At 70.3% G+C, this 24,079-nt stretch carries 21 protein-coding genes; 10 read left to right on the top strand and 11 right to left on the bottom strand.

Features of this window, described 5'->3' with window-relative positions:
* The coding region (locus VQ03_RS19280) for a TRAP transporter substrate-binding protein (protein ID WP_048452518.1) at positions 1-1,080 on the bottom strand (1,080 nt) is incomplete at its 3' end.
* Positions 1,081-1,284: 204 nt separating this feature from the next.
* Between VQ03_RS19280 and VQ03_RS19275 the strand changes: the two genes are divergently transcribed.
* Positions 1,285-1,863 (top strand): tyrosine phosphatase family protein, encoded by a 579-nt coding sequence (locus VQ03_RS19275; RefSeq protein ID WP_048452517.1) that lies wholly within the window; start codon positions 1,285-1,287, stop codon positions 1,861-1,863.
* Between the two features lie 217 nt (positions 1,864-2,080).
* Here VQ03_RS19275 and VQ03_RS19270 read toward each other — a convergent pair whose 3' ends face one another.
* On the bottom strand, positions 2,081-2,893 hold the full coding sequence (locus VQ03_RS19270; RefSeq protein ID WP_048452516.1) for a Cof-type HAD-IIB family hydrolase: 813 nt from the start codon (positions 2,891-2,893) through the stop codon (positions 2,081-2,083).
* A 26-nt stretch (positions 2,894-2,919) separates the two neighbouring features.
* Positions 2,920-4,182 carry a hypothetical protein gene (locus VQ03_RS19265; RefSeq protein WP_048452515.1) on the bottom strand — a complete coding sequence of 421 codons (1,263 nt, stop codon included), beginning with the start codon at positions 4,180-4,182 and terminating at the stop codon, positions 2,920-2,922.
* Between the two features lie 229 nt (positions 4,183-4,411).
* On the opposite strand from VQ03_RS19265, the gene VQ03_RS19260 reads away from it, so the two are divergent.
* A complete protein-coding gene (locus VQ03_RS19260) occupies positions 4,412-5,581 on the top strand; it encodes a polysaccharide biosynthesis/export family protein (RefSeq protein ID WP_048452514.1) in 1,170 nt (389 codons plus the stop codon).
* 33 nt (positions 5,582-5,614) lie between these two features.
* On the opposite strand, the gene VQ03_RS19255 is transcribed toward VQ03_RS19260, so the two are convergent.
* Positions 5,615-6,583, bottom strand: coding sequence for a D-2-hydroxyacid dehydrogenase family protein (locus tag VQ03_RS19255; protein ID WP_048452513.1), 969 nt, complete (start codon positions 6,581-6,583; stop codon positions 5,615-5,617).
* Between the two features lie 273 nt (positions 6,584-6,856).
* Between VQ03_RS19255 and VQ03_RS19250 the strand changes: the two genes are divergently transcribed.
* A complete protein-coding gene (locus tag VQ03_RS19250; protein WP_048452512.1) occupies positions 6,857-7,966 on the top strand; it encodes a branched-chain amino acid ABC transporter substrate-binding protein in 1,110 nt (369 codons plus the stop codon).
* Here the strand turns inward: VQ03_RS19250 and VQ03_RS19245 are convergent.
* The 6 genes from VQ03_RS19245 to dctP all read right to left on the bottom strand — a co-directional run bounded on the left by VQ03_RS19245 (position 7,954) and on the right by dctP (position 15,516).
* On the bottom strand, positions 7,954-8,817 hold the full coding sequence (locus VQ03_RS19245; RefSeq protein ID WP_048452511.1) for a PhzF family phenazine biosynthesis protein: 864 nt from the start codon (positions 8,815-8,817) through the stop codon (positions 7,954-7,956). The genes VQ03_RS19250 and VQ03_RS19245 overlap by 13 nt on opposite strands.
* A gap of 269 nt (positions 8,818-9,086) precedes the next feature.
* Positions 9,087-10,610 (bottom strand): malonate--CoA ligase, encoded by a 1,524-nt coding sequence (locus tag VQ03_RS19240; protein ID WP_048452510.1) that lies wholly within the window; start codon positions 10,608-10,610, stop codon positions 9,087-9,089.
* 338 nt (positions 10,611-10,948) lie between these two features.
* Entirely contained in the window at positions 10,949-12,355 is a 1,407-nt protein-coding gene (locus VQ03_RS19235) for a malonyl-CoA decarboxylase (protein WP_048452509.1), read from the bottom strand.
* 145 nt (positions 12,356-12,500) lie between these two features.
* Positions 12,501-13,853: a TRAP transporter large permease gene (locus VQ03_RS19230; protein WP_048452508.1), complete on the bottom strand. Its 1,353-nt coding sequence runs from the start codon at positions 13,851-13,853 to the stop codon at positions 12,501-12,503.
* Positions 13,850-14,500 (bottom strand): TRAP transporter small permease, encoded by a 651-nt coding sequence (locus tag VQ03_RS19225; RefSeq protein ID WP_048452507.1) that lies wholly within the window; start codon positions 14,498-14,500, stop codon positions 13,850-13,852. Before VQ03_RS19225 ends, VQ03_RS19230 begins: the two co-directional genes overlap by 4 nt.
* Positions 14,497-15,516 (bottom strand): TRAP transporter substrate-binding protein DctP, encoded by a 1,020-nt coding sequence (dctP, locus tag VQ03_RS19220; protein ID WP_048452506.1) that lies wholly within the window; start codon positions 15,514-15,516, stop codon positions 14,497-14,499. The genes VQ03_RS19225 and dctP overlap by 4 nt, the downstream gene beginning before the upstream one ends.
* 188 nt (positions 15,517-15,704) lie before the next feature.
* Between dctP and VQ03_RS19215 the strand changes: the two genes are divergently transcribed.
* From VQ03_RS19215 to msrB, 3 genes are all read left to right on the top strand, one after another.
* Positions 15,705-16,361: a GntR family transcriptional regulator gene (locus VQ03_RS19215; protein ID WP_048452505.1), complete on the top strand. Its 657-nt coding sequence runs from the start codon at positions 15,705-15,707 to the stop codon at positions 16,359-16,361.
* 128 nt (positions 16,362-16,489) lie between these two features.
* Positions 16,490-17,650 carry a YihY/virulence factor BrkB family protein gene (locus VQ03_RS19210; protein ID WP_048452504.1) on the top strand — a complete coding sequence of 387 codons (1,161 nt, stop codon included), beginning with the start codon at positions 16,490-16,492 and terminating at the stop codon, positions 17,648-17,650.
* An 88-nt stretch (positions 17,651-17,738) separates the two neighbouring features.
* Positions 17,739-18,149 (top strand): peptide-methionine (R)-S-oxide reductase MsrB, encoded by a 411-nt coding sequence (gene msrB, locus VQ03_RS19205; RefSeq protein WP_048452503.1) that lies wholly within the window; start codon positions 17,739-17,741, stop codon positions 18,147-18,149.
* A 114-nt stretch (positions 18,150-18,263) separates the two neighbouring features.
* Here the strand turns inward: msrB and VQ03_RS19200 are convergent, their stop codons facing one another.
* Positions 18,264-18,920: an alpha/beta hydrolase gene (locus tag VQ03_RS19200; protein WP_048436017.1), complete on the bottom strand. Its 657-nt coding sequence runs from the start codon at positions 18,918-18,920 to the stop codon at positions 18,264-18,266.
* A gap of 255 nt (positions 18,921-19,175) precedes the next feature.
* Between VQ03_RS19200 and VQ03_RS19195 the strand changes: the two genes are divergently transcribed.
* The 4 genes from VQ03_RS19195 (at position 19,176) to sufD (ending at position 24,071) form a co-directional block, all read left to right on the top strand.
* Positions 19,176-20,351 (top strand): cysteine desulfurase family protein, encoded by a 1,176-nt coding sequence (locus VQ03_RS19195; protein WP_048452502.1) that lies wholly within the window; start codon positions 19,176-19,178, stop codon positions 20,349-20,351.
* Positions 20,352-20,420: 69 nt separating this feature from the next.
* Positions 20,421-21,890, top strand: coding sequence for a Fe-S cluster assembly protein SufB (gene sufB / locus VQ03_RS19190; protein WP_048452501.1), 1,470 nt, complete (start codon positions 20,421-20,423; stop codon positions 21,888-21,890).
* 106 nt (positions 21,891-21,996) lie between these two features.
* Positions 21,997-22,749 carry a Fe-S cluster assembly ATPase SufC gene (gene sufC, locus VQ03_RS19185; protein WP_048452500.1) on the top strand — a complete coding sequence of 251 codons (753 nt, stop codon included), beginning with the start codon at positions 21,997-21,999 and terminating at the stop codon, positions 22,747-22,749.
* A 2-nt stretch (positions 22,750-22,751) separates the two neighbouring features.
* Entirely contained in the window at positions 22,752-24,071 is a 1,320-nt protein-coding gene (gene sufD / locus VQ03_RS19180; RefSeq protein ID WP_048452499.1) for a Fe-S cluster assembly protein SufD, read from the top strand.
* Positions 24,072-24,079 lie beyond the last annotated feature (8 nt).

Below are 24,079 nucleotides of genomic sequence, written 5' to 3'. Positions count from 1 at the left end.
CCGGGCCCGGGCCCGGATCATGAAGTTGTCGTAGGTATACTCGGCGACCTGGAACCAGAGGTATTCCTCGTTGCGGAAGGTTTTCAGCGCGTCGTAGATGCGCTTGAAGTCCGGGTTCTTGGCGCCGAGATCGGCATAGATCTCGTTCGCGGCCTTGAGGGCGGCCTCCATCACTTCCTGGGGGAAGGGGCGGAGCTGGGCGCCGCCGCCGACCAGCCGGCGCAGGGCGGCCGGGTTGCGCGCGTCGTACTTGGCCTGCAGGTCGCCGTTGACGCTCGCCGCCGCGGCTTGCGCGATCGCCCGGTAGGCCTTCGGCAGCTCGGCCCATTTCTGCGCGTTGAACCAGAAGTGCAGCATGGAGCCGCCCTCCCAGAAACCCGGATAGTAGTAGAACGGCGCCACCTTGTTGAGGCCGAGCTTCTCGTCGTCGTAGGGGCCGATCCACTCGGCGGCGTCGAGGGTCTTGGCCTCGAGCGCCGCGTAGAGGTCGGCGCCCGGCATCGTCTGGGTCGCGACCCCGAGCTTGGCGAGGACCTGCGCACCGAGGCCGGCGATGCGGAAGCGCAGGCCCTGGAGGTCGGCGACGGACTTCACCTCGCGACGGAACCAGCCGCCCATCTGCGTGCCGGTATTGCCGCCGGGCAGGGCGTAGAGCTTGTTCTTGGCGAAGATCTCGTTGAACAGGTCCAGCGCCCCGCCCTGGAGCATCCAGGCGTTCTGCTGGCGGGCGTTGAGGCCGAAGGGGATCGCGGTGGCCAGCGCGTAGGTCGGGTCGCGGCCGACCTCGTAATAGGCCGCCGAATAGGCCATCTCCAGGGTGCCGGCCCCGACCGCGTCGAGGAGCGCAGACGATTCGCCGGCGGGCGCCGCCGCGACCTCGATCTGGAAGCGGTTGTCCGTCGCCTCGGCGACGAGGCGGGAAAACAGCTCGGCGGCGCCGTAGAGCGCGTCGAGGTTGCGCGGGAACGCCGATTGCAGCCGCCAGCGCAGCTCGGGCGCGCCCTGCGCCACGGCCGGGGCCGCCAGGGCGGCGCTGCCGGCGAGGCCGATGCCGGCCGTCAGGATGTCGCGACGCTTCATGCTCTTCCCATCCGAGGACTGGTCACGCGGCGGATTCGCCCCGGCTTGGGAGAGACCTAGCGCGCTTTGCACGAAAGCGCACCGGGGCCCGCGCGCCCTGCCGCAGGGTGACGCCCTCGTGCGCTGTCGGGCCCTGTGCTAATTCCTCCCGTCATCCCGCGGCGGCGCCCCGCGCCCCGCCTCTCGCCGGAGCGCGATCCGACCGTGAAGCCCGAACCGATCTCCCTGCACACGGTCTGCGGCCTCGAGGAGCTGGGCCACCACTCGACCCGGGGCGTCACCCACGTGCTGTCGATCCTCGATCCGGCCTGGCCCGAGCCCGAGGCCTTCGGCACCTACGACGCGCATCACCGCACCACGTTGCGCTTCCACGACATCATCGCGCCGACCGAGGGCCAGATCCTGCCCGAGCGCCGGGACGTCGAGGCGATCCTGCGCTTCGGCGAGGAGCTGGCGGCCGAGACCGCCCGGCGCAAGACCCATCTCCTGATCCACTGCCATGCCGGCATCTCCCGCTCCACCGCCGCGATGACGATGCTGCTCGGCCAGGCCCATCCGGATCTCGATGCGCAGGCCGTCGTCGCCAAGGTCCACTCCTTACGCGAAAAGGCCTGGCCCAATGCCCGCCTGATCGCCTTCGCGGACGAGGCCCTGGGCTATGACGGCAGCCTCACCGAGGCCGTGCGCCGCCTGCATGCGGAGCAGCTCCGGGTCCGGCCGCACCTCGCCGAGCTGATGCGGGGCCTGGGGCGGGGGCGGGAGGTGGATGCGGCGCTGGCCTGACCGCTCTCGCGGCGCCGCCACAGAATGGCCGCCTGAGCAGACTGGTGTTGGCAGGCCAGAACAGGACACGACACAGCAGGTTGCGCGGTAGCCGTCGCTCCCGCACCAGCACGGCCTGCCGTGTCGTGCACCGTGCAAGCCAACGCTATGGCGGCGCAGGTTCTTGGTTGTCGCAGATCTTTGTCGCAAGACCGGCGGCCACTCTTGCGAAATCCGCTCAGCCGAGCACGTACCGCTCGATCGCCTCCGCGAAGCCGTCCGCCTCGTTCGTCCCCGTCACCCGGGTCGCCGCCCGCTTCACCGCATCGCTCGCATTCCCCATCGCGATCGACAGGCCGGCGCGAGAGAACATCGCCGTGTCGTTGGCCATGTCGCCCAGCACCGCCACTTGGCCAAGCGGGATGCCCAGTTCTCCGGCGACGCGCGCCACGAAGTGGCCCTTGTCGACATGGGGCGGGGTGACGTCGAGATAGTAGGCCTGCGAGCGGTGGACCGCGGCGCCGTCGCCGATCTCGGCGGCCAGACGGGGTTCGAGGGCGGCGAGGTGGGCGTGGTCGCGGGAGACGCCGACGAGCTTCGCCGCGCGGGCGAGATGGGGCGTGAGGTCGTCCACCACGCGGGGGCCGGCCTGGAGGGTGCGGCGCTCGAGGTCGGTATAGGGGCCGTCGGGATCGATGACGAGCCAGGCCCCCTCCGCGAAGACCCAGAGGTCGATGCCCTCGGCGGCGAACCGCGCGGCGGCTGTTCGCGCCGCGGCTTCCGGGATCAGCGTCTCGTCGACGAGGGAGAGGTCGGGCCGCACCACCGTCGAGCCGTTGAAGGCGCCCATCGGCAGGGCGAGGCCGAGCGGGTCGACGAGCGGGCGCAGGCCGATCGGCGGCCGGCTCGACGCCACCGTGAAGGCGATGCCGCGGGTCTGCAGGGCGGCGACGGCGCGGATCGCCCGTGCCGTCAGCCGCTTGTCGCCGGTGACGAGGGTGCCGTCGACATCGGTGACCACCAGGGAAATGGGCGCGAGGGAAAGGGGCATGGGGCCGGCCTCCACGGATCTCAGGATCAGATCTCCCGGTGCACCGGCACCGGCTCGGGGGCGGCCTCGGGCCGCAGGGGGACGATCCGCGGGTTCATCACCCGGTCGCGCAGGGCTTGCGGTCCCAGCGTCAGGGCGAAGAAGTCGTACTCGCCCGGCAGGTCGTTGGCCATCAGGAACTGGAAGTGCATCCGGAACGGCCGGAACGAGATCCGCCGGTACACGTCCGGGACGATGATCTCGCGGAACTTCGTCGAGCGGATCAGCGGGTTGCGCACCGGGCCCTCGGGCGTCAGGCCGAGGTCGCGGGCGGGGTTGAAGCCCGGGAAGTTCATCCAGTCCTGCGGCGCCTGGTAATCGACCCAGACCAGCCGGTCGCTGCCCACGAGCCGCATCACGTCGGCCCGCGTCTGCTGCGCCCGCCGATGGATCGCCACGAGGGGCAGCCCGGACCCGAGCGTGAGGAGCGAGAGGCGCGGCCCCGCCGGCAGACCGCGCTCCAGCACCCGGGCGGCGACCTCCACGGCGGTGAGCGCGCCCGAGGAATGGCCGACGATCAGCACCTCGTCCACCTCGCCCGTCCGGCACACGCCTGCGACATGGTCCGCGAACAGGCTCAGGCGGGCCTCGTAATCCCGGCGCCGGCCAATGCTGTGCTGCCAGTTGAACACCCAGTCGTTGATGAGCTGGCGCAGAAAGATGCGGTCGAGGAGCGGGATGGCGGCGAGAACGAGGCCGATGGCGGCGATCGCCCCGATCGCCCCGGCGGCGAGACCCGGCAGCCAGCCGGCGATGAGGTGGGCGACACCGGTGCCGAGCAGGGCCGCCAGGGCGGCCAGGATCACCGTCATGCCGAAGGGGTAGAGGATGACGTTGCCGTACTTCCAGTTCAGCGCGTAGAGCCGGAACAGCTTGCCGGTCGCGAAGGTGTGCAGGATGCCGGCGGTGAGGAGCCCCATCGAGGCGAGCAGCGGCCTTCGAAAATCCGCCCGCACGAGGTCGTCCCACAGCAGCACGTCGTAGGTGGTGCGGGTCTCCAGGCCGGGCTGCCCGGCCTCGACGGTCCAGGTCTGCACCAGGCCGTCGGGCCGGGTCTCGGCCCGGGTGACCGTCCGTGAGCCGAGGTCGAAGCGCTTGGCGTAGCGGGCGAACTCCCGGGCGAACAGCGCCCGGTAGCGCTTGTTCGATTCGGGGTCGTAGCCCGGCAGGTAGACGACGTGGCGCCGCCGCACGGGCTCGCCGCCCTGTGGCGCCGCCTCCGGCGGCGTGAAGCCGATCTGTGTGGTCATCGTTGCCCTGTCATCCGTGTCACGCCTGTCCGAACGCCGCAATTTGGTAAACCTTGTCGTGCTTCTACGACACGACGAAGGCCACCCGCCGGTCTCCCGGGCCTGTGTCTAACGGGGAAGGCGGCGCCAGGGGAGGGCTCCCGGCGGCACTGTGACACGAGGGCCACGGACAGCGGCCCTCGACTCAGGCTAGGGACCACTCTCAAGGTAAGGACGAGCAAACTCGCTGATGCGTGCACTCCCGATCGCCCTATGCACCGCGCTCGCGGTCTCGGGCTGCTCCAGCTTCCTGCCCGCGTCCGGCCCGACGGCGAGCGCGGTCGCGTCGGGCGCCGACGTGGCGACCGACCAGGGCCTGCTCGCCCGCTACGAGATCATCGACGTCGACGCCGCCGTGGTCGAGGCCCTGCGCGGCCGCCCCCTCGACAGCCTGCTCGCCTCCTTCGGCGACCGCCGCCCCTCCGTCGAGCCGGTGATCGGCGTCGGCGACACCGTGGCGGTGACCATCTACGAGGCCAGCACCGGCGGCCTCTTCTCCGGCTCCCTGTCGATCGACCGGTTCTCCTCCGGCTCGAAATCGGCCACCATCCCGCCGCAGGTCGTCACCCGCGACGGGTCGATCACCGTGCCGTATGCCGGCCGCATCCAGGTGGCGGGCAAGCGCGTCCAGGACGTGCAGGCCCAGATCGAGCAGGAGCTCGCCGGCAAGGCCATCGAGCCGCAGGTGATCGTCACCGTGGTGCAGCCGACCAGCACCGCCGTGACGGTGACCGGCGAGGTGACGGCGGGCGCCCGCGTGCCGCTCTCCACCAAGGGCGACCGGCTGCTCGACGTGGTGGCGGGAGCCGGCGGCGTGCGCGCCCCGGTGAGCGAGACCTTCGTGCGGCTCTCCCGCGGCCCCACCACCGCGACGGTGCCGCTCACGGCCGTCGTCTCCAACCCGCGCGAGAACATCTTCCTGCGCCCGGGTGACACCCTGACCCTGGTGCGCGACCCCCAGACCTTCCTGGCCGTCGGCGCGCTCGGCGCCCAGGCCGAGATCCCGTTCGCGGCCGAGGGCATCACCCTCGCCCAGGCGCTGGCCAAGGCCCGCGGCCTGGCGGACCTGCAGGCCGACCCGGCCGGCGTGTTCCTGTTCCGGTTCGAGCCGTCCTCGGTGGTGCGCCGGCTGCGCCCTAACAGCCCGCTGCTCTCGGCGAACTTCGTGCCGGTGGTCTACCGGATCAACATGCGCGATCCCAACAGCCTGTTCGTCTCCCAGGCGTTCCGGATGCGCAACCGCGACCTCGTCTACGTCTCGAACGCGCCCTTCACCGAGGTCCAGAAGGTGCTCGGCGTGTTCTCGACCATCACCGCGCCGGTCTCGGCCGGCGCCTCGGTCTACGCGGGCGTCCGCTGACGGCAGGCGGGCGCCGCGGCGCCCGCCCCTCCTTCAGGCCGTCACCACCCGCACCGGACTGCCCGTCCGCCAGGCCGCGATCGCCTCGACGGTATCCTCGTAGAACATCCGGAACGTGCTCTGCGTGACGTAGCCGAGATGCGGCGTCAGCACGGTGCCGGGCAGGCCGCGCAGGGGATGGTCGGCGGGCAGGGGCTCGCGGTCGAACACGTCGAGCCCCGCCCGGATCCGGCCTTGGCCCAAGGCCGCCACCAGGGCCGCCTCGTCGATCAGCGGGCCGCGCGAGGTGTTGATCAGGATGGCGCCCTTGCGCATCCGGGCGATCTCGGCCTGCCCGACGATGCCGCGGGTCGAGGGCGCCAGCACCATGTGCAGGCTGACGACGTCGCTCTCCGAGAACAGCGCGTCGCGCGTGACGAGTTCCGCGCCGCCGGCCTCCGCCCGCTCGGGCGTGAGGTTCGGGCTCCAGGCCGTCACCCGCATGCCGAGCGCCCGGCCGACCGCCGCCACCCGGGCGCCGATGCGTCCCAGGCCGACGAGTCCGAGGGTGCGCCCCTCCAGGCCCTCGCCCAAGCTCTCCTGCCAGCGCCCGCCCGCCATGTTGGCGAATTCCCGGGGCAGGTGACGGACGCAGGCCAGCATCAGCGCGACGGTCAGTTCCGCAGTGGCGATGCCGCCCTCGCCGTTGCGGGTGTTGCAGACGGTGACGCCGCGGGCGGTCAGCGCCGCGACGTCGACGGACGGGTTGCGGCCGCCGGTGAAGACCACGAGCTTCAGGGCGGGCAGGGCGGCGATCAGCTCCGCGTCGAGGGGCATGCGCTCGCGCATCAGGCAGAGCACGCTATAGGGCGCGAGGCGCGTCGCGGCCTCTGCCCGCGGGACGGGCTCGCGGAGGAAGTCCACCGCGATCTCCGGGCCGAGGCCGGCCCAATCGGCCAGCCCCGCGGCCACGCCCTGGTAGTCGTCGAGCACCGCGACCCGGATCGCGTCGGCCTGCCTCATCGCTCTCGTCCTCCGAATGATCGCGCGCCGACGCTACGCCGGTCATGAATCCGTCAATATCCGGCGTCGGATGGGCGTTCCAGCGGGAGCGTCCGTGCTATCATCGCCGCAGCACCCTGACGCGCCGCGGCCCCCTTGCGCCCCTGCGGGCTCGCGCCCGATAGAGCGGGCGCTCCCGCAGGTCCGCACGGACAGGGAGCAACGGCCGTGCTAAGCGGCCGGACGATCGAGGCCGGAGGTCGGAGTGGTTCGAACCATGCGGGAGCGCCGAGGATGACGCGCACCAGGGCCGTCGCCGCCCTGTGGCTGGCGATCGGAGCGCTGCTGTACGGGGCGGGGGCTGCCCGCGCCGACGTGACCATCGGGGTCGCGGTCCCGCGCACCGGCGCGGTCGCCGGCATCGGCGAGCAGGTGCTCCAGGGCGTCCAGGCCGCCGTCCGGGATGCCAATGCCCGCGGGGGCATCGCCGGCGAGCCGATCGTGCTCGACGTGCAGGACGACGCCTGCGACCCGGGCCAGGCGATGGCGGTGGCCGAGCGCTTCGTGCGCGCCGGCGTGCGGCTGGTGATCGGCCATGTCTGCTCCAGCGCCTCGCTCGCCGCCTCCGACGTCTACGCGGCGGCCGGCGCCGTGATGATCAGCCCGGCCTCCAACGCCGCGCGCCTGACCGATCGCGGCCTGCCGACCATCTTCCGGGTCTCGGGACGAGAGGACGACCAGGGCCGGCTCTCGGCCACGATCCTGGCCGAGCGGTTTCGCGACAAGAAGATCGCGATCCTCTACGACGACACGCCCCTGTCGCGGAACCTCGCCGAATCGACCAAGGCCAACCTGAACAAGATCGGTCAGAACGAGACCCTGTTCGCCGCCATCGTGCCGGGCCAGACCGACGACGCGGCCCTCATCAAGCGCCTGCAGGGGGCGGGGATCGAGGTGGTCTATTACGGCGGCCACTACCAGGAGATGGGCAAGCTGGTGCGCAAGGCGGCGGAAGCCGGCTACCGCCCGCAATGGTTCGGCACCTCCGGCATCGCCACCCGGGAATTCGGCGTGCTGGCCGGCCCGGCGAGCGACGGCGTGCTGATGACCTTCAACCCGGACCTGCGCCGCAAGCCCGAGGCCGCCGCCGCCGTGAAGGCGCTGCAGGCCGACGGGATCGACCCCGCCGGCTTCACCCTCTACGGCTACGCCGCGCTCCAGGCGCTGGTCGAGGCCGGCAACTTCGCCAAGTCCACCGACCCGAAGCCCATCGCCGAGACTTTGCATGCGGAGCGCTTCAACCTGGTGCTCGGCAATGTGGGCTTCGACCAGAAGGGCGACGTGACCGCCCCCGGCTACGTGCTCTACGTCTGGCGCGACGGCGTCTTCACCTACGCGAATTGAGCCTGTCGTGACGCGAGATCGACGGGGAGTGTGCCCTCCGCCACCGTGAGGGTGCGCCCGCCGATCCAGTCGGCGCCGTCGTAATCGACGAAGATCTGGCCGCGGCGGCCGAGCCGTGTTCCTTGCGCGGCGACGTAAGGGCCGGTGGCGCGGCCGGTCTCGCGCAGCCAGCCGGCGACCGCCGCGTTGAAGCTGCCGGTCACCGGATCCTCGACGAGGGCGCCTGCGCCGTCGCTGAACAGGGTGCGGATCTCCCAGGCCACGTCGCCGCCCGGGGCGTGGGCCCCGACGAGGCCGATATCGATCCGGCCCTCGTGCCGTCGGATCGGCTCGACCGCCAGCACCTCGTCGGCCGAAGCCAGCATCACCCCGACCCAGCCGGGGCCGTTATCGGCCCAGCGCGCCTCGACGATCCTCTCGCGGTCGACCCGCAGCACCGCCAGGAGGTCGCGCAGCGTCGCCTCCTCCACCGGCCCCTCGCGCAGGAGCGGCGGTGCCGCGAAGGCGAGGCGGTCCCCGTTCTGCCGGATCGGCACGAGGCCGGCGCCGCATTCCTGCACGATGCGTCCCGCCTGGCGCGGCGTGCCGCCGAGCGCGAGCCAGGCGTGGCAGGCCCCGAGCGTCGGATGGCCGGCGAAGGGCAGTTCGTGCGCCAGGGTGAAGATGCGCACCCGGTAATCGGCCTCCGGATGCGTCGGCGGGAGCAGGAACGCCGTCTCCGACAGGTTGAACCAGCGGGCCATCGCCTGCATCGTGGCCGTGTCGAGGTCGGCGCCGCTCACCACGGCGAGCGGGTTGCCGGTGAACGGACCGTCGTGGAACACGTCGACCAGGGCGAAGCGGGCGGTCATGGCAGTCCTCCGGGCGGCGGCCGGTGCCGCCCACACCTGTCTGCCTGATTCCTCCGGCTCTTCCCACCCGGGACGTCATCGAACCTCTCCGTCATCCCGGAGCGAGCCCTGGCGAGAGCCCGGGATCCATAACCGCTGATGTCGAAGTACGAGGCGGAGACCGTCCCGTATCATTCGGTATCGTCAGCGGTTATGGATCCCGGGCTCCGCTGCGCGGCCCCGGGATGACACGGAGGGGTTCAGGTCTCCGGTGAATCAGGGGGCTCTGCTCAGCCCCCGTACAACCCCTTATGCGTCTCGCGCAGCAGGTTCTTCTGCACCTTGCCCATGGTGTTGCGGGGCAGTTCGTCCGCGATGATGACGCGCTTGGGCAGCTTGAACTTGGCGAGCCGCCCTTCGAGGGCCGACAGGATCGCCGCCTCGCTCGGCGCCTCCGATCCGCGGGGCACCACCACGGCGGTGACGCCCTCGCCGAAATCCGGGTGCGGCACACCGATCACCGCCGATTCGAGCACGCCGGGCAGCCCGTCGATCTCGGTCTCGACTTCCTTCGGATAGACGTTGAAGCCGCCGGTGATGATCAGGTCCTTGCCGCGGCCGACGATGTGGACGTAGCCGCGCTCGTCGACCTTGCCGAGGTCGCCGGTGATGAAGAAGCCGTCGGCCTTGAACTCGGCGGCGGTCTTCTCCGGCATGCGCCAGTAGCCCTTGAACACGTTGGGGCCGCGCACCTCGATCATCCCGACCTGGTCGGTGGCCATCGCCCGGCCGGTCTCCGGATCGACCACCCGCAGCGAGACCCCGGGCAGCGGGAACCCGACCGTGCCGGCGACCCGGTCGCCGTCATAGGGGTTCGACGTGCTCATGTTGGTCTCGGTCATGCCGTACCGCTCGAGGATCGGGTGGCCGGTCCTCTCGTGCCATTCGCGATGGGTCTCGGCGAGCAAGGGCGCCGAGCCGGAGACGAACAGGCGCATGCCGGCGGTCGCCTCGCGGGTCAGGCCCGGCTCCTTGAGCAGGCGGGTGTAGAAGGTCGGCACGCCCATCAGCGCGGTGGCCCGGCCCATCAGCGACAGGATCAGCGGCGGATCGAGCTTCGGCAGGAAGATCATCGCCGCACCCGACATCAGCACCGTGTTGGTGGCGACGAACAGGCCGTGGGTGTGGAACACCGGCAGGGCGTGGATCAGCACGTCCTGGTCGGTGAAGCGCCAGTACTCGACCAGGGTGAGGGCGTTCGACGACAGGTTGTCGTGGGTGAGCATCGCGCCCTTCGAGCGCCCGGTGGTGCCCGAGGTGTAGAGGATGGCCGCGAGGTCGTCGGCGCTGCGGGGCATGTCGGCGAAGTCGCCGGTCTGGCCCGCGGCCTCCGCCGCCATCGTGCCCTCGCCCTTCGCGTCGAGGGTGCCGACCTGTTTGACGCTCGCCGCCTCCGCCACGGGCTTGAGCGCGTCGAGCTTCCCCGGATCGCAGACGAACAGGGCCGGCTCGGCATCGCCGAGGAAGTAGGCGATCTCGGCGGGCGTGTAGCCGGTATTGAGCGGCAGGAAGACCGCGCCCGCCCGCACGCAGCCGAGATAGAGCGCGATCACCGCCGGGCTCTTCTCGACCTGCACCGCCACGCGGTCGCCGGGCGCGACCCCGAGGCCGACGAGGGCGGCGGCGTAGCGGCCGGATTCGGCGATCAGGTCGGCATAGCTCCAGCGCAGGCCCTCGGGGGTTTCGAGGAACGGCTTCGCCGAAGGATCGGCGGGGAGGCGGGAGCGGACGATGTCGAAGAAGTGGTTGGACATGGGGGAGACTCTTCAGTCATCGGCGAGATGACGGCCACGCCGTCCACTCGAAGAATGCGGGTGTCTCCTCTCCCCGCGGGCGGGGAGAGGCGGTGTAGCCGGTGCGGGCAAACACCAAGCCAGGTCTCCTCTCCCCGCGGGCGGGGAGAGGGCTGCGTCCCCGTCCAGGGGATGCAGCAAGCCCGAAGGGCGAGGGTTGAGGGGATGTTTCCGGAGGAGCCACATCCGGCAACTCCCCCTCACCCTCGGGTCGATCCCTGCGGGATCGATGCGCCGCCTCGCCGTGTCCCCTGAACGGCGACACGGCCCTCTCCCCGCCCGCGGGGAGAGGTGGATACTCACGCCTCCGCCAGCGCCACCGCGCGCGCCGGCGGCAGGTTCTGGCGCAACTCGCGGTTGACCGCGAGCGAGGCCGAGACGGTGCCGAGATTGGCGTAGGTCTCGTGGTTCTTCTCGATCGCGCCGAGGTCGTAGAGGTAGTTCACCATCAGCCCGTAGCCCTGGGACAGACCCTTCGGCGAGACGTCGCCGAGGAAGTTCAGGCGCTCGAGCCGGGCACCGTTGCCGAGGTGGAAGCGCGCCACCGGGTCGACCGGCTTGCCGCGGGCGGTCTTCGCCCGCAGGAAGTAGTAGGCGGCGGCCGGCAACAGGGCCTTCTTCACCGCCTCGGCCTTGGTCTTGTCGGCATGCCAGTCGGGCTGGTCGAGGAGGCGCAGGGTCTCGACGTCCTCGCGGGTCAGGCCCTGCGGCGCATCGGACCGGCGCTCGCGGTCGAGCCAGGTGCGGAAGCCCGGCACCGGCGACAGGGTCACGAAGGTCTTCAGCGCCGGCATCTCGCGGCAGAGGTCCTCGACCACCTGCTTGATCAGGAAATTGCCGAAGGTGATGCCGGCCAGGCCCTTCTGGCAGTTCGAGATCGAGTAGAAGATGGCGGTCGTCGCCTCGCGGGTCGCGGTCGGCTGGCGGTCATGGGCCAGGATCGGGGCGATCGCCGCGGCGATGCCGGTGGTCAGCGCCACCTCGACGAAGATCAAGGGCTCGTCGAGGAGCGCCGGGTGGAAGAAGGCGAAGCAGCGCCGGTCCGGCGGCTCGATGCGCCGGCGCAGGTCGTCCCATCCCGAGATCGCGTGCACCGCCTCGTAGCGGATGATCTTTTCGAGGATGTGGGCCGGGGTGGTCCAGTCGATCCGGCGCAGCACCAGGAAGCCGCGGTTGAACCACGACGCGAACAGGTGCTCGAAATCGGAATCGAGGCTCTCGACGGCTTCCGCCAGGGCCGGATCCGGCTTGTCGGCCTTGCGGGCGGCGTCGCGCAACGAAAACAGGTCCTCGCGCATCCGCACCAGGGCGATCGTGCCGTCGCGGGCGAGGTTGAGGCGGCGGATCAACTCCTGCGAGCGGGGCTCGGCCGCCTCGTGCAAGCGGCCGAGGGCGGCGCGCGACGGCGTCTTGGCGTAGGCCGCGATGGCGCCCTCCACCGCCGCGTGGTCGGCCCCGAAATCGAGGGCGATGCGGCGCAGGAAGTCGTGGCGGTCGTCGCGGCCGAAGCTCTCGTAGCGGTCGAGGATGATGCGGGCCAGCGCCACGCCCGAGGCCTCGCCGCGCCGCGAGATCAGGTCCTCGCAGAGCTTGACCACGTCGGCGACGCTCGCCTTGGCGAGGTCGCCGCGACCGAAGGCGATCAGCCCGCGGCCCCGGTCCGAGATGCTCTGGAGGAGGTCGCCGAGGAACGAGATCGCCGCCATTTCGCTCTCATCACGTCCGGGCCGTCCCCGTCGGTCGGGGCCGGCGCCGCTCTTGGGAGGATCGGGCTCCGCGGGGGACGCGGAGAGGAGGGAGAGGCGCCGCATCCGCGCGGCGCCGCGTGTTGCCTCTCGCATGGTGGCGCCTCTACTTGGTCGAGGGCAAGAGGAGATCCGGCAGCCAAAGGGCGATGCCGGGGGCGACGCAGAGGACCAGGATCGCGATCCCCATCAGGATCACGAAGGGCAGGGTGCCCCAGATGATCTCGGAGAGCGGGATGTCCGGGGCGATGTTCTTGATGACGAAGATGTTGAGGCCGACCGGCGGGTGGATCAGCCCCATCTCCATGGTGATCGTCATCACGACGCCGAACCAGACCAGGTCGAATCCTGCCTCGCGCAAAGGCGGCAGGATGATCGGCGCGGTCATCAGGATGATCGAGACCGGCGGCAGGAAGAAGCCGAGGCCCACCACCAGGAGCAGGATGGTGAGCAGCAGCAGCCAGGGCGAGAGATGCATCGCCACGATCGCGGCCGCGGCGGCCTGCGAGATGTGGAGGTAGCTCATCACGTAGGCGTAGAGCAGCGACATGCCGATGATCAGCATCAGCATGGTGGATTCGCGCAAGGTCGCGATCAGGATCGGGCTCACGTCCCGGGCCCGCCAGACGCCGTAGATCGCCGCGATCAACGCGAGGGCCAGAAGGCCGCCGAGGCCCGCCGTTTCGGAGGGCGTGGCGTAGCCGCCGTAGAGCGCCACCATCACGCCGGTGAGCAGCACCACGAAGGGCAGCACCCGCGGCAGGGTCGAGAAGCGCTCCGCCATCGAGTAGCGGTCCTCGGCCAGGATCGGGTGCTCGGCGCCGCCGGTGACGTAGGCCGCCCGCGCCATGGCGAATTCGCGCCGGAAGCGCCAGGCGGCGTAGGCCGCGAAGAGCAGGACCAGGAGCAGCCCCGGGCCGATGCCGGCGAGGAAGAGCCGCCCGAGCGACTGCTCGGCCGCCACCGCGTAGAGGATCATGGTGATCGAGGGCGGCAGCAGGATGCCGAGCGTGCCGCCCGCCGCGATGATGCCGGCGGCGAACCCGCCCGAATAGCCGCGCCGGCGCATTTCCGGGATGCCGGCCGAGCCGATCGCCGAGCAGGTCGCCGGGCTCGACCCCGCCATGGCGGCGAAGAGCGCGCAGGCGAAGACGTTGGCGATGCCGAGACCCCCGGGGATCTTGTGCATCCAGGCATGCATCGCCGAGTAGAGGTCCTGGCCCGCCTTCGACCGGCCGATCGCCGCGCCCTTCAGGATGAAGAGCGGGATCGACAGCAGCGTGATCGAGGCCATCTCCTCGTAGACGTTCTGCGCCACCGTATCGAGGGAGGCGCCGGGCATGAAGGCCAGCATGAAGACGAGGGCCACCGCGCCGAGCGCGAAGGCGATCGGGATGCCGGCGAGCATCGCGCCCAGGGTGGCCCCCGCATAGAGGGTGCCGATGATCGCGGTGCTCATCGGGAGGATCCCTTCCTGTCGTGCTTCTTGGCGCGCTCGAGGTCGGCGCCGAGCCCGATCTTCGGATCGGCGAAGCCGGCGGCGTCCGGTCCGCGGGCCACCGCCTCGGCGATCTGGAGCATGAACTGCAAGGAAAGCAGCGTCATGCCGACGGCCATCAGCGAGTAGGGGATCCAGAGCGGCGGGCCCCAGGTCGATTGCGAGATCTGGCCGTCGACCCAGGCCTCGTGCAGCAGGGTCCAGCTCTTCCAGGCGAAGAAGGCCACGAAGGCGAGGCTGACCACGTCGGCGAAGAGCAGGCGCAGGCGGTTCGCCCGCGGCGGCAGCAGGCCGGTCAGCGCCTCGATGGCGACGTGGCCGCGCCTTGCCTGGACGCCCGCCGCCGACAGGAAGGTGGCGCCGACGATGAGGAACACCGCCGTCTCGTCCTGCCACTCGGTCGGGATCTTCAGGAAGTAGCGGACGACGACGCTGTAGCTCAGCACCAGGCAGGCGGCCACGAGCGCGACGCCGCCGAGGAGCAGGATCAGCCGGTTGAGGCCGCCCATCGCGGCGTCGATCGCCGCGAGGGGGCCGGGCAGCCGGGGCCGCGCGGTCGCGCGCTCCGGTTCGGCGGCGGCGGAGGCCGCATCGAAGGCGTGGCTCACGCGACCGCCTCCGCGAGCTTCAGCATCTCGGCGCAGGTGGACGACTTCGCCGCATAATCCTTCCAGGCCGAGTCGCGGGCGATGTCGCGCCAGCGGTTGAGCGTCGCCTCGTCGAGGTTCTCGACCTTGGCGCCGGCCTTCCCGAAGATCTGCTCGACCCGGGTGTCGTCGGCTTGCGCGCCCTCCTGGCCGAAGGATTCGAGCTCGGCGCCGACCGCCATGATCAGGTCGCGGTGGTCCTTCGGCAGGCCGTCGAAGATCGTCTTCGACATCATGATCGGCTCGAGCATGAACCAGTACGAGCGGCCCCGGCCCGAGGTGAGGGATTTCGACAATTCCTCCAGCCGGAACGAGATCAGGCTGGTGGAGGAGGTGATGACCGCGTCGCAGGCGCCGGTCTGCATCGCGGCGTAGGATTCGTTGGAGGGCAGGCTGAGGGTGGCCGCACCGGCCGCCTTCATCATCAGGTCCATCTCGCGCGAGCCGCCGCGGACCTTCAGGCCCTTGGCATCCTCCGGCCGCACCAGCGGGCGGTCGCGGCTGGCCACGCCCCCCGCCTGCCAGACCCAGGAGACCATGACGATGTTCTTCGACAGCAGGATCTCGGTGAGCTTGCGGCCGACCGGCGCCGCCTTCCAGGCCATCGCCTGCTGGTAGGAGGTCACCAAAGCCGGCATCAGCCCGATATTGGTCTCCGGCACCTCGCCGCCCGCATAGGGCAGCGGGTAGAGGCTCATGTCGAGCGCGCCCTTGCGCATCGCGCTGAACTGCGCGTTCGTCTTCATCAGCGACGAGCCGGGATAGACCTGGACCTCCAGCGCGCCTTTGGAGCGCTCCTTCACCGCGGCCGCGAACTTCCGGCACATCCGGTCGCGGAAGTCGCCCTCGTCGATCGTGCCGCCCGGGAACTGGTGCGAGAGCTTCAGGGTCGTGGCGGCCTGCGCGGCGCGACCGAGGCCGACCAGGGCGGGGGCGGCGAGGCCGGCGGCCACGAGGGAGCGGCGAGTGAGGGCCATGGCGTTTCCTCTGGGGGGAGCCCGTCGGCTCCGGATGGTGCGGGTCGGCTTGACGCCCGGGCAGGTTGAAGCCTGCCGCATTCTGCACTCAGAAGACCCCGATCTTGTATATTTTGTCAACCAAGGTGCATACTCTTCTCGGTGGAAGCCGGGATACGCCATGAGCCACGCGCCATGAGTCACGCGCCATGAGTCACGCCCAGCGGCTGCGACAGACGATCGAGGACGAGATCGTGGACGGCGTGCTGCGCCCCGGCGACCGGCTCGACGAGGTCCAGCTCGCCGCCCGGTTCGGAGTGTCGCGCACGCCGATCCGCGAGGCGCTGCTGCAACTCGCCGTCACCGGCCTGATCGAGGTCAAGCCGCGCCGCGGCGCGGTGGTGAGCACCCCGGAGCCGGCCCGGCTGATCGAGATGTTCGAGACCATGGCGGAGCTGGAGGCCGCCTGCGGCCGCCTCGCCGCCCGCCGGCTGACCGACGAGCACCAGGGCGATCTCGTCACCGCCCTGGCGGCCTGCCGGGCGGCGGCGGCGGCGGGCGATACCGAGGCCTATTACGCCGAGAACGCCGTCTTCCACGCGGTGATCTACCGGGCTTCGCGCAACGGCTTCCTGTGCGAGCAGGCCCAGGGCCTGAGCCGCCGCCTGGCGCCGTTCCGGCGCGTCCAGCTCCGGGCCCGCAACCGGCTGCGCCAGTCGCTCGCCGAGCACGAGGGCGCGGTGGAGGCGATCCTGGCCGGGGACGAGGCGCTGGCGGGCGCGCGCCTGCACGCCCACGTGCTGGTGCAGGGCGACCGCTTCGCCGAGCTGATCCGCAGCCTGCCGGGCGGCAGCGCGGCGGCCTGATCGCGTTGGGTCAACCCATTGACCTGCCGGCATTTTACCGAAGCTGGAACGTCCCCTGCGACGCGACGTTGTGATCCCGAGCGCCCACGCTTGTGGGTCCGATGCGATCCTCCTGATCCGGTGCCGTGATGCCGCCCGAACCCCGCTCCGGTCCCGCCCCGTCCGGCGTGACCTCGACCCTGTGGACCGTCTTCCTCGGTCTCGCCCTGGTCCGCCTCGTCACGGCGCGGCGGCCGGACGGCGTCATGGATGCCGCACCCGATCCGAACCGGCACCTCGGCGGCGGCGCCAAGTCGTATTCCGGGCGTCCGGCCCAGTGGGTCGCCGACACCGAGGTCGAGCGCGGCCGCAAGGCCGAGACGCCGACCGAGATCCCGGCCAAGGGCTGGAAGGACGTGCTCTACCGCGTCTACCTCGAATTCCAGAAGGACCGGGTGCTGTCGGTGGCCGCGGGCGTCACCTTCTATACCCTGCTCGCCCTCTTCCCGGCGGTGGCGGCGCTCGTCTCGCTCTACGGGCTGTTCACCGATCCGAGCACCATCAACGATCACCTCTCCCTGCTCCAGGGCGTGATGCCCTCCGGCGCGCTGGAGATCATCGGCGACCAGGTCAAGCGCATCACCGCCAAGGGCGGCACCACGCTCGGCATCACCTTCTTCACCAGCCTCGCCATCTCGCTGTGGAGCGCCAATGCCGGCATGAAGGCGATGTTCGACGCCCTCAACATCGTCTACGAGGAGGAGGAGAAGCGCAGCTTCTTTCAGCTCAACCTGCGCTCGCTCACCTTCACCCTGGGAGCCCTGGTCTTCGTCGTCGTGGCGCTCGGCTGCATCGTGGTGCTGCCGGTGGCGCTGAACTTCCTGGGATATTTCGGCATCCGGATCAGCCCGACGGCCTGGTACATCGCGCTGCTGCGCTGGCCGGCGCTGCTCGCCGTGCTGCTCCTCGCCCTGGCGCTCCTCTACCGCTACGGCCCGAGCCGCGACCTGCCGCGCTGGCGCTGGGTCACGCCCGGCAGCCTCACCGCCGGGGTGGTCTGGCTCGTCGCCTCGATCGGCTTCTCCTGGTACGTCGCCCATTTCGGCAGCTACAACGAGACCTACGGCTCGCTCGGCGCCGCGATCGGCTTCATGACCTGGATCTGGATCTCGTCCACGATCGTGCTGCTCGGCGGCGAGATCAATGCCGAGCTGGAGCACCAGACCGCCCGCGACACCACCGTCGGGCCGGAGGTGCCGATGGGCGCGCGCCGCGCCCGGATGGCCGATACGGTCGGGGCGCCGGCCTGAGCAGCGCCGCCGCAGCGTCTCGCGAGATGCGGTGTGCGCCACCATCTTGGGGCCTCGACGATCACGGACGTGACGAGGAGAGGCTCCGATGGCCGCGAACGACACCGGCACCGCCGAGACCCGCACCGAGGCGGAGTGGCGCCGGAGCCTGACGCCCCGGCAATACCGCGTGCTGCGCGAGCACGGCACCGAGCGGGCCGGCACCAGCCCGCTCGACCACGAGAAACGAACCGGGACCTTCGCCTGCGCCGGTTGCGGCCAGCCGCTGTTCGACTCCGCCACCAAGTTCGAATCCGGCACCGGCTGGCCGAGCTTCTACGCGCCGCTCGACGGGGCGGTGGAGACCCAGACCGACCGCTCGTTCTTCATGACCCGGACGGAGGTGCATTGCGCCCGGTGCCAGGGCCATCTCGGCCACGTCTTCGATGACGGCCCGGCCCCGACCGGCTTGCGCTATTGCATGAACGGGGTGGCGATGACGTTCGAGCCGCAGGAATGAGGCGCCCGAGGAGTCGGGCGCCCGGCTGTCCTCCGGTGGTGTCCGCCTCGCCCGCGGCCCCGTTCCGAGGGCACGGACGGCCCGCGCGGGGCGCGGGGCCGGCGCGCCGTGGGGTCAGGCCGCCTCGTCCCGCTTGCCGAGGCGCTTGTCGAGGTAGGTGTCGACCGTCTGGGTCAGCTCGTCGACCTTGCCGTCGAAGAAGTGGTTGGCGCCCTCGACGATCTGGTGCTCGATGATGACGCCCTTCTGGGTCTTCACCTTCTCGATCACCGGCATCACCTCGCGGGCCGGCGCGACCCGGTCCTCGGAGCCGTGCACGAACAGGCCCGAGGACGGGCAGGGGGCGAGGAAGCTGAAATCGTAGCGGTTCGCCATCGCGGCGATCGAGATGAAGCCCTCGATCTCCGGGCGGCGCATCAGGAGCTGCATGCCGATCCAGGAGCCGAACGACACGCCGGCGATCCAGCAGGCCCGGGCCTCCGGGTTGACCGCCTGGACCCAGTCGAGGGCGGCGGCCGCGTCCGACAGCTCGCCGACGCCGTGGTCGAACGAACCCTGGCTGCGGCCCACGCCCCGGAAGTTGAAGCGCAGGGCCGCAAAGCCGCGATTCGCGAACGTGTAGAACAGGTTGTAGACGATCTGGTTGTTCATCGTGCCGCCGAATTGCGGGTGCGGGTGCAGCACGATGGCGATCGGGGCGCCCTTCTGCTTCGGCGCCTGGTAGCGCCCCTCCAGCCGACCGGCGGGACCGGCGAAGATGACCTCGGGCATGAACGACCTCTTTCGAGCTTCAACGGTGCGTGAGCGCGGCGCAGGAACGGATGGTGAGCCCGGGGCCGAAGCTTGACTCGGGTCCCGTCTCCCATAAAAGCACCCTTAGAACTGTTCTAGATGACTAGAATCGTTCTAAAGAACCGGGTGCCGCAGCATCGGGCCTCGCGCCGGCGAGCACGTACCGTCTGATTACGCGTATCCGGGGCGGGCCTTAGCACGGCCCCCGGGGGGAAAGGCAAAGGAATTCAGCGCATGGAGCGCGCGCGCGCCTATCTCGACCACAACGCGACCTCGCCGGTGCGGCCCGAGGTGGCGGAGGCGGTCGCGCGCGCGCTCGTCGAATTGCCCGGCAATCCCTCCTCTGTCCATCGCGAGGGCAGGGCTGCCCGCTCCGCCGTCGAGGCGGCGCGGGCCAAGGTCGCGTCCCTCGTCGGGGCGGCGCCCTCGCGGGTGGTGTTCACCAGCGGCGGCACCGAGGCGGCGAACGCGGTCCTGTCGGGCGCGCTGACGCGGCGCGGCCTTCCGGCGCCGGTCCGGCTCCTGATCGGTGCGACCGAGCATCCGTGCTGCCTGCAAGGCCATCGCTTCGCGGCGGAGGCCGCCGAGATCCTGCCGGTCGATGCCGACGGGAGCCTGCGGCTCGACGTGCTGGAGGCGCGGCTGGCGGCGCTGGCCGATCGTGGCGTCACCGCCCTCGTGTCGGTCCAGGCGGCCAACAACGAGACCGGGGTGGTCCAGCCCCTGGCGAGGGTTGCGGCGCTGGCATGCCAGCACGGCGCCCTGTTCCACAGCGACGCGGTCCAGGCCGCTGGACGAATTTCAATTGGGCGCAATATATTCAGCGCCGACGCCGTGACCCTGTCGGGCCACAAGCTTGGAGCGCCGAAGGGCGTGGGGGCGATCGTGCTCGGGGAGGGCGCGGCCCTGGAGCCGGCCTTCCTCCGCGGCGGCGGGCAGGAAGGGCGCCTGCGGGCCGGGACCGAGAATGTCCCGGGCATCGTCGGGTTCGGTGTCGCGGCGGAACGGGCCCTGGCGGCCATGGCGGCGGAGGCCGTCCGCCTCGGGAGCCTGCGTGACGCGATCGCGGCGGGCATCCGGGAGCGGGCGCCGGAGGCGGTCGTGTTCGGGGAGGGCGCGGAGCGCCTGCCCAACACCCTGTGCGTCGCGGTGCTGGGGCTCAAGGCCGAGACGGCCCTGATCGCCCTCGACCTCGACGGTGTGGCGGTCTCGTCCGGGGCGGCCTGCGCCTCGGGGAAGGTTTCGCGCTCCGGCGTTCTCGCGGCGATGGGGGTCGATCCGGCCCTCTCCGCGGGGGCGTTGCGCGTGAGCTTGGGTTGGAACAGCCGGGAAGAGGACGGGGAAAGGTTCCTCGCGGCCTTCGATCGGCTGATTTCGTCCCTATATAAGCGCCGGGAGCGGGCCGCATGAGCATGTGGCCCATCCCCGGCCGTGTCATCACCTCGCGGCCCTTGAAGCCGTAAGCGGTAGGAGACGGGTATGCCTGCAGTGCAGGAGACGGTCGATCGCGTCCGCGCCATCGATGTCGATCAGTACAAGTACGGGTTCGAGACCACGATCGAGATGGAGAAGTCCGAGAAGGGCCTCTCCGAGGACGTGATCCGCTTCATTTCGGCCAAGAAGGACGAGCCGGAGTGGATGCTCGAATGGCGCCTCGACGCCTATCGCCGCTGGCTCACGATGAAGGAGCCGAACTGGGCACGGGTCGAGTACGACAAGATCAACTATGACGAGCTGTACTATTACGCCGCGCCGAAGCGCAAGGCGGCGCAGTCGCTCGACGAGATCGATCCCGAGATCCTGAAGACCTACGAGAAGCTCGGCATCCCGCTGCGCGAGGTCGAGGTACTGGAGGGCATCGCCCCCGAGCGCCGCGTCGCCGTGGACGCCGTGTTCGATTCGGTGTCGGTCGCCACCACCTTCAAGGCGGAACTCGCCAAGGCCGGCGTCATCTTCATGCCGATCTCGGAGGCTCTGCGCGAGCATCCCGAGCTGGTGCGGAAGTACCTCGGCTCGGTGGTTCCGGTCACCGACAACTACTTTGCGACCCTGAACTCGGCGGTCTTTTCCGACGGCTCGTTCGTCTACATCCCGCCGGGCGTGCGCTGCCCGATGGAGCTGTCGACCTACTTCCGCATCAACGAGCGTGACACCGGCCAGTTCGAGCGCACGCTGATCATCGCCGACAAGGGCTCCTACGTCTCGTATCTCGAGGGCTGCACCGCCCCGCGGCGCGACGACAACCAGCTCCACGCCGCGGTGGTCGAGCTCGTCGCCCTCGACGACGCCGAGATCAAGTACTCGACGGTGCAGAACTGGTACCCGGGCGACTCGGAAGGCCGCGGCGGCATCTACAACTTCGTGACCAAGCGCGGCGATTGCCGCGGCGTGAACTCGAAGATCTCGTGGACGCAGGTCGAGACCGGCTCGGCGATCACCTGGAAGTACCCGTCCTGCATCCTGCGCGGCGACAATTCCCGTGGCGAGTTCTACTCGATCGCGGTGTCGAACGGCATGCAGCAGGTCGATTCCGGCACCAAGATGATCCATCTCGGCAAGAACACGACGAGCCGGATCATCTCGAAGGGCATCTCGGCCGGCCGGTCGCAGAACACCTATCGTGGTCTCGTCTCGGCGCATAAGAAGGCCAAGGGCGCGCGCAACTTCACCAATTGCGACTCTCTGCTGATCGGCGACCAGTGCGGGGCGCATACCGTGCCCTACATCGAGTCGAAGAACGCCTCGGCGGTGTTCGAGCACGAGGCCACCACCTCGAAGATCTCCGAGGACCAGAAGTTCTACTGCCAGCAGCGCGGCCTTTCCGAGGAGGAGGCGACCGCGCTCATCGTCAACGGCTTCGTCCGCGACGTGCTGCAGCAGCTCCCGATGGAATTCGCCGTCGAGGCCCAGAAGCTGATCTCGATCAGCCTGGAAGGCTCGGTGGGCTGATCGCTTCCCGGCTTCCGGCTCGGCGCCGGAAGCCGTCCACGCTCTGGATTCATTGCAACGGATGCCGTGCCGCCCGGGCGGCCGCTCCCGTCAGGACTGCTTTACCATGCTCGAAATCAAGAACCTGGTCGTCAACATCGAGGACAAGCGCATCCTCAACGGCCTGAGCCTGACCGTCAACGACGGCGAGGTCGCCGCCATCATGGGCCCGAACGGCTCCGGCAAGTCGACCCTGTCCTACGTCATCGCCGGCAAGGAGGATTACGAGGTCCTCGACGGCGAGATCCTGCTCGACGGCGAGAACATCCTGGAGATGGAGGCCGATGCCCGCGCCGCCGCCGGCATCTTCCTGGCCTTCCAGTACCCGCTGGAGATCCCGGGCGTCGGCACGATGACCTTCCTCAAGGCGGCGATGAACGCCCAGCGCAAGACCCGCGGCGAGGAGGAGCTGACCACCCCCGACTTCATGCGCCAGGTCTTCGCGGCGGCCGACAAGCTCGAGATCAACCGCGAGATGCTCAAGCGCGCCCTCAATGTCGGGTTCTCCGGCGGCGAGAAGAAGCGCATGGAGATCCTGCAGATGGCGCTGCTGTCGCCGCGCTTCTGCGTCCTCGACGAGACCGATTCCGGCCTCGACATCGATGCGCTGCGCATCGTCTCGGAGGGCGTGAACGCGCTTCGCGCCGAGAACCGCAGCTTCCTGGTCATCACCCACTACCAGCGCCTGCTCAACCACATCGTGCCCGACACCGTGCACGTGATGGCGCAGGGCCGGGTGGTGAAGTCCGGCGGCAAGGAGCTCGCCCTCGAGCTCGAGGCCTCCGGCTACGCCGAGTACCGGGCGAGCGAGGCCGCGTAACCATGGCCGACGTCACGACCCTCCGCACCGCCGCCGAGACCGGGCTGTCGAAGCTCTTCGAGGTCCAGCGGCTCAAGCTCCCGGGGGCGGCCATCGCTCGCGAGGAGGCGTTCCGCTATTTCGAGGCGGCAGGCCTGCCGCATCGCCGCGTCGAGGCGTTCAAATACACCGACCTGCGCGCCGCCGTCCGTGAAGCGGCGCCGCCGGCCGAGGTGCCCGAGCCTGAGACCGCCCGCAACGCGGTCAAGACCGCCCGGGGCTTCGCCGGGATCGAGGCCGCGCGCCTGACCTTCGTCAACGGCCACCTGGTCGCGGCGCTCTCCGACCTCTCGGGCCTGCCCGAGGGCCTGGAGGTGGTGACCTTCGCCAAGGCCATGGCCGAGGGCCACCCGCTTCTCGACCATCTCGCCCCGGTTGAGCAAACCCGCGAGAACCCGATCTACCAGCTCAACGCCGCCTTCATGGCGGACGGCGCGGTGATCCGGGTCGAGGCCGGCGCCAAGATCGAGCGGGCCCTGCACCTGCGCTTCATCGGCACCGGCGACGCCGCATTCTCGACCGCGACCCGCGTGCTGGTCGTGGCCGGCGACGACTCCGAGGTGACGCTGCTGGAGAGCCACGAGGGTCCGGACGGTGTCGCCTACCAGCCCAACGACGTCCTCGACGTCGTGGTCGGCGACCGTGCCCGCGTGCTCCACAGCCGGCTCAACCTCGAGGGCGATGCGGCCATCGCGCTCTCGACCGTCTCGGCCCGCCTCGGCGCCGGCTCTCACATCGAGACCGTCAACGTGGTGACCGGGGCGGTGCTGTCGCGCCACCAGCTCTACCTGCACTTCGCGGGCGACGACGCGACCGCCACCGTCAACGGCGCCGCGATGATCCGCGACGGACAGCTCGCCGACTCGACCCTGCTGGCCGACCACGCGGCCCTCGGCGGCATCAGCCGCGAGCAGTTCAAGACGGTGATCGACGGCGACGCCACCGGCGTGTTCCAGGGCAAGATCATCGTCCGTCAGGTCGCCCAGAAGACCGACGGCAAGATGAAGTCCGACTGTCTCCTCCTCAAGGACGAGGGGCAGATGATGAACAAGCCGGAGCTGGAGATCTTCGCCGACGACGTGGCCTGCGGCCACGGCGCCACCTGCGGCGCGCCGGACGAGGACCTGCTGTTCTACCTGATGGCCCGCGGCCTGCCGCGTGCCGAAGCCGAGAGCCTGCTGGTCCAGGCCTTCCTCGGCGAGGCGATCGAGGCGGTCACCCACGAGGGCGCCCGCGAGGCGATGATCGCCGAGATCGAGGCCTGGCTCGCCCGTCGCGGCTGATATCGCGC

This window comes from Methylobacterium tarhaniae (genome assembly GCF_001043955.1).
Classification (GTDB): domain Bacteria; phylum Pseudomonadota; class Alphaproteobacteria; order Rhizobiales; family Beijerinckiaceae; genus Methylobacterium; species Methylobacterium tarhaniae.
This window is presented reverse-complemented; position numbering and strand designations above follow the sequence as displayed.

Bases quoted from the DNA above. Each gene is read 5' to 3' on its own strand.
- VQ03_RS19245 (WP_048452511.1), bottom strand. From the start codon at position 8,817: ATGACCGCCCGCTTCGCCCTGGTCGACGTGTTCCACGACGGTCCGTTC.
- VQ03_RS19265 (WP_048452515.1), bottom strand. From the start codon at position 4,182: ATGACCACACAGATCGGCTTCACGCCGCCGGAGGCGGCGCCACAGGGC.
- VQ03_RS19260 (WP_048452514.1), top strand. From the start codon at position 4,412: ATGCGTGCACTCCCGATCGCCCTATGCACCGCGCTCGCGGTCTCGGGC.
- dctP (WP_048452506.1), bottom strand. From the start codon at position 15,516: ATGGCCCTCACTCGCCGCTCCCTCGTGGCCGCCGGCCTCGCCGCCCCC.
- sufD (WP_048452499.1), top strand. From the start codon at position 22,752: ATGGCCGACGTCACGACCCTCCGCACCGCCGCCGAGACCGGGCTGTCG.
- VQ03_RS19240 (WP_048452510.1), bottom strand. From the start codon at position 10,610: ATGTCCAACCACTTCTTCGACATCGTCCGCTCCCGCCTCCCCGCCGAT.
- VQ03_RS19200 (WP_048436017.1), bottom strand. From the start codon at position 18,920: ATGCCCGAGGTCATCTTCGCCGGTCCCGCCGGTCGGCTGGAGGGGCGC.
- VQ03_RS19215 (WP_048452505.1), top strand. From the start codon at position 15,705: ATGAGTCACGCCCAGCGGCTGCGACAGACGATCGAGGACGAGATCGTG.
- VQ03_RS19270 (WP_048452516.1), bottom strand. From the start codon at position 2,893: ATGCCCCTTTCCCTCGCGCCCATTTCCCTGGTGGTCACCGATGTCGAC.
- msrB (WP_048452503.1), top strand. From the start codon at position 17,739: ATGGCCGCGAACGACACCGGCACCGCCGAGACCCGCACCGAGGCGGAG.
- VQ03_RS19235 (WP_048452509.1), bottom strand. From the start codon at position 12,355: ATGGCGGCGATCTCGTTCCTCGGCGACCTCCTCCAGAGCATCTCGGAC.
- sufC (WP_048452500.1), top strand. From the start codon at position 21,997: ATGCTCGAAATCAAGAACCTGGTCGTCAACATCGAGGACAAGCGCATC.
- VQ03_RS19250 (WP_048452512.1), top strand. From the start codon at position 6,857: ATGACGCGCACCAGGGCCGTCGCCGCCCTGTGGCTGGCGATCGGAGCG.
- sufB (WP_048452501.1), top strand. From the start codon at position 20,421: ATGCCTGCAGTGCAGGAGACGGTCGATCGCGTCCGCGCCATCGATGTC.
- VQ03_RS19255 (WP_048452513.1), bottom strand. From the start codon at position 6,583: ATGAGGCAGGCCGACGCGATCCGGGTCGCGGTGCTCGACGACTACCAG.
- VQ03_RS19210 (WP_048452504.1), top strand. From the start codon at position 16,490: ATGCCGCCCGAACCCCGCTCCGGTCCCGCCCCGTCCGGCGTGACCTCG.
- VQ03_RS19195 (WP_048452502.1), top strand. From the start codon at position 19,176: ATGGAGCGCGCGCGCGCCTATCTCGACCACAACGCGACCTCGCCGGTG.
- VQ03_RS19230 (WP_048452508.1), bottom strand. From the start codon at position 13,853: ATGAGCACCGCGATCATCGGCACCCTCTATGCGGGGGCCACCCTGGGC.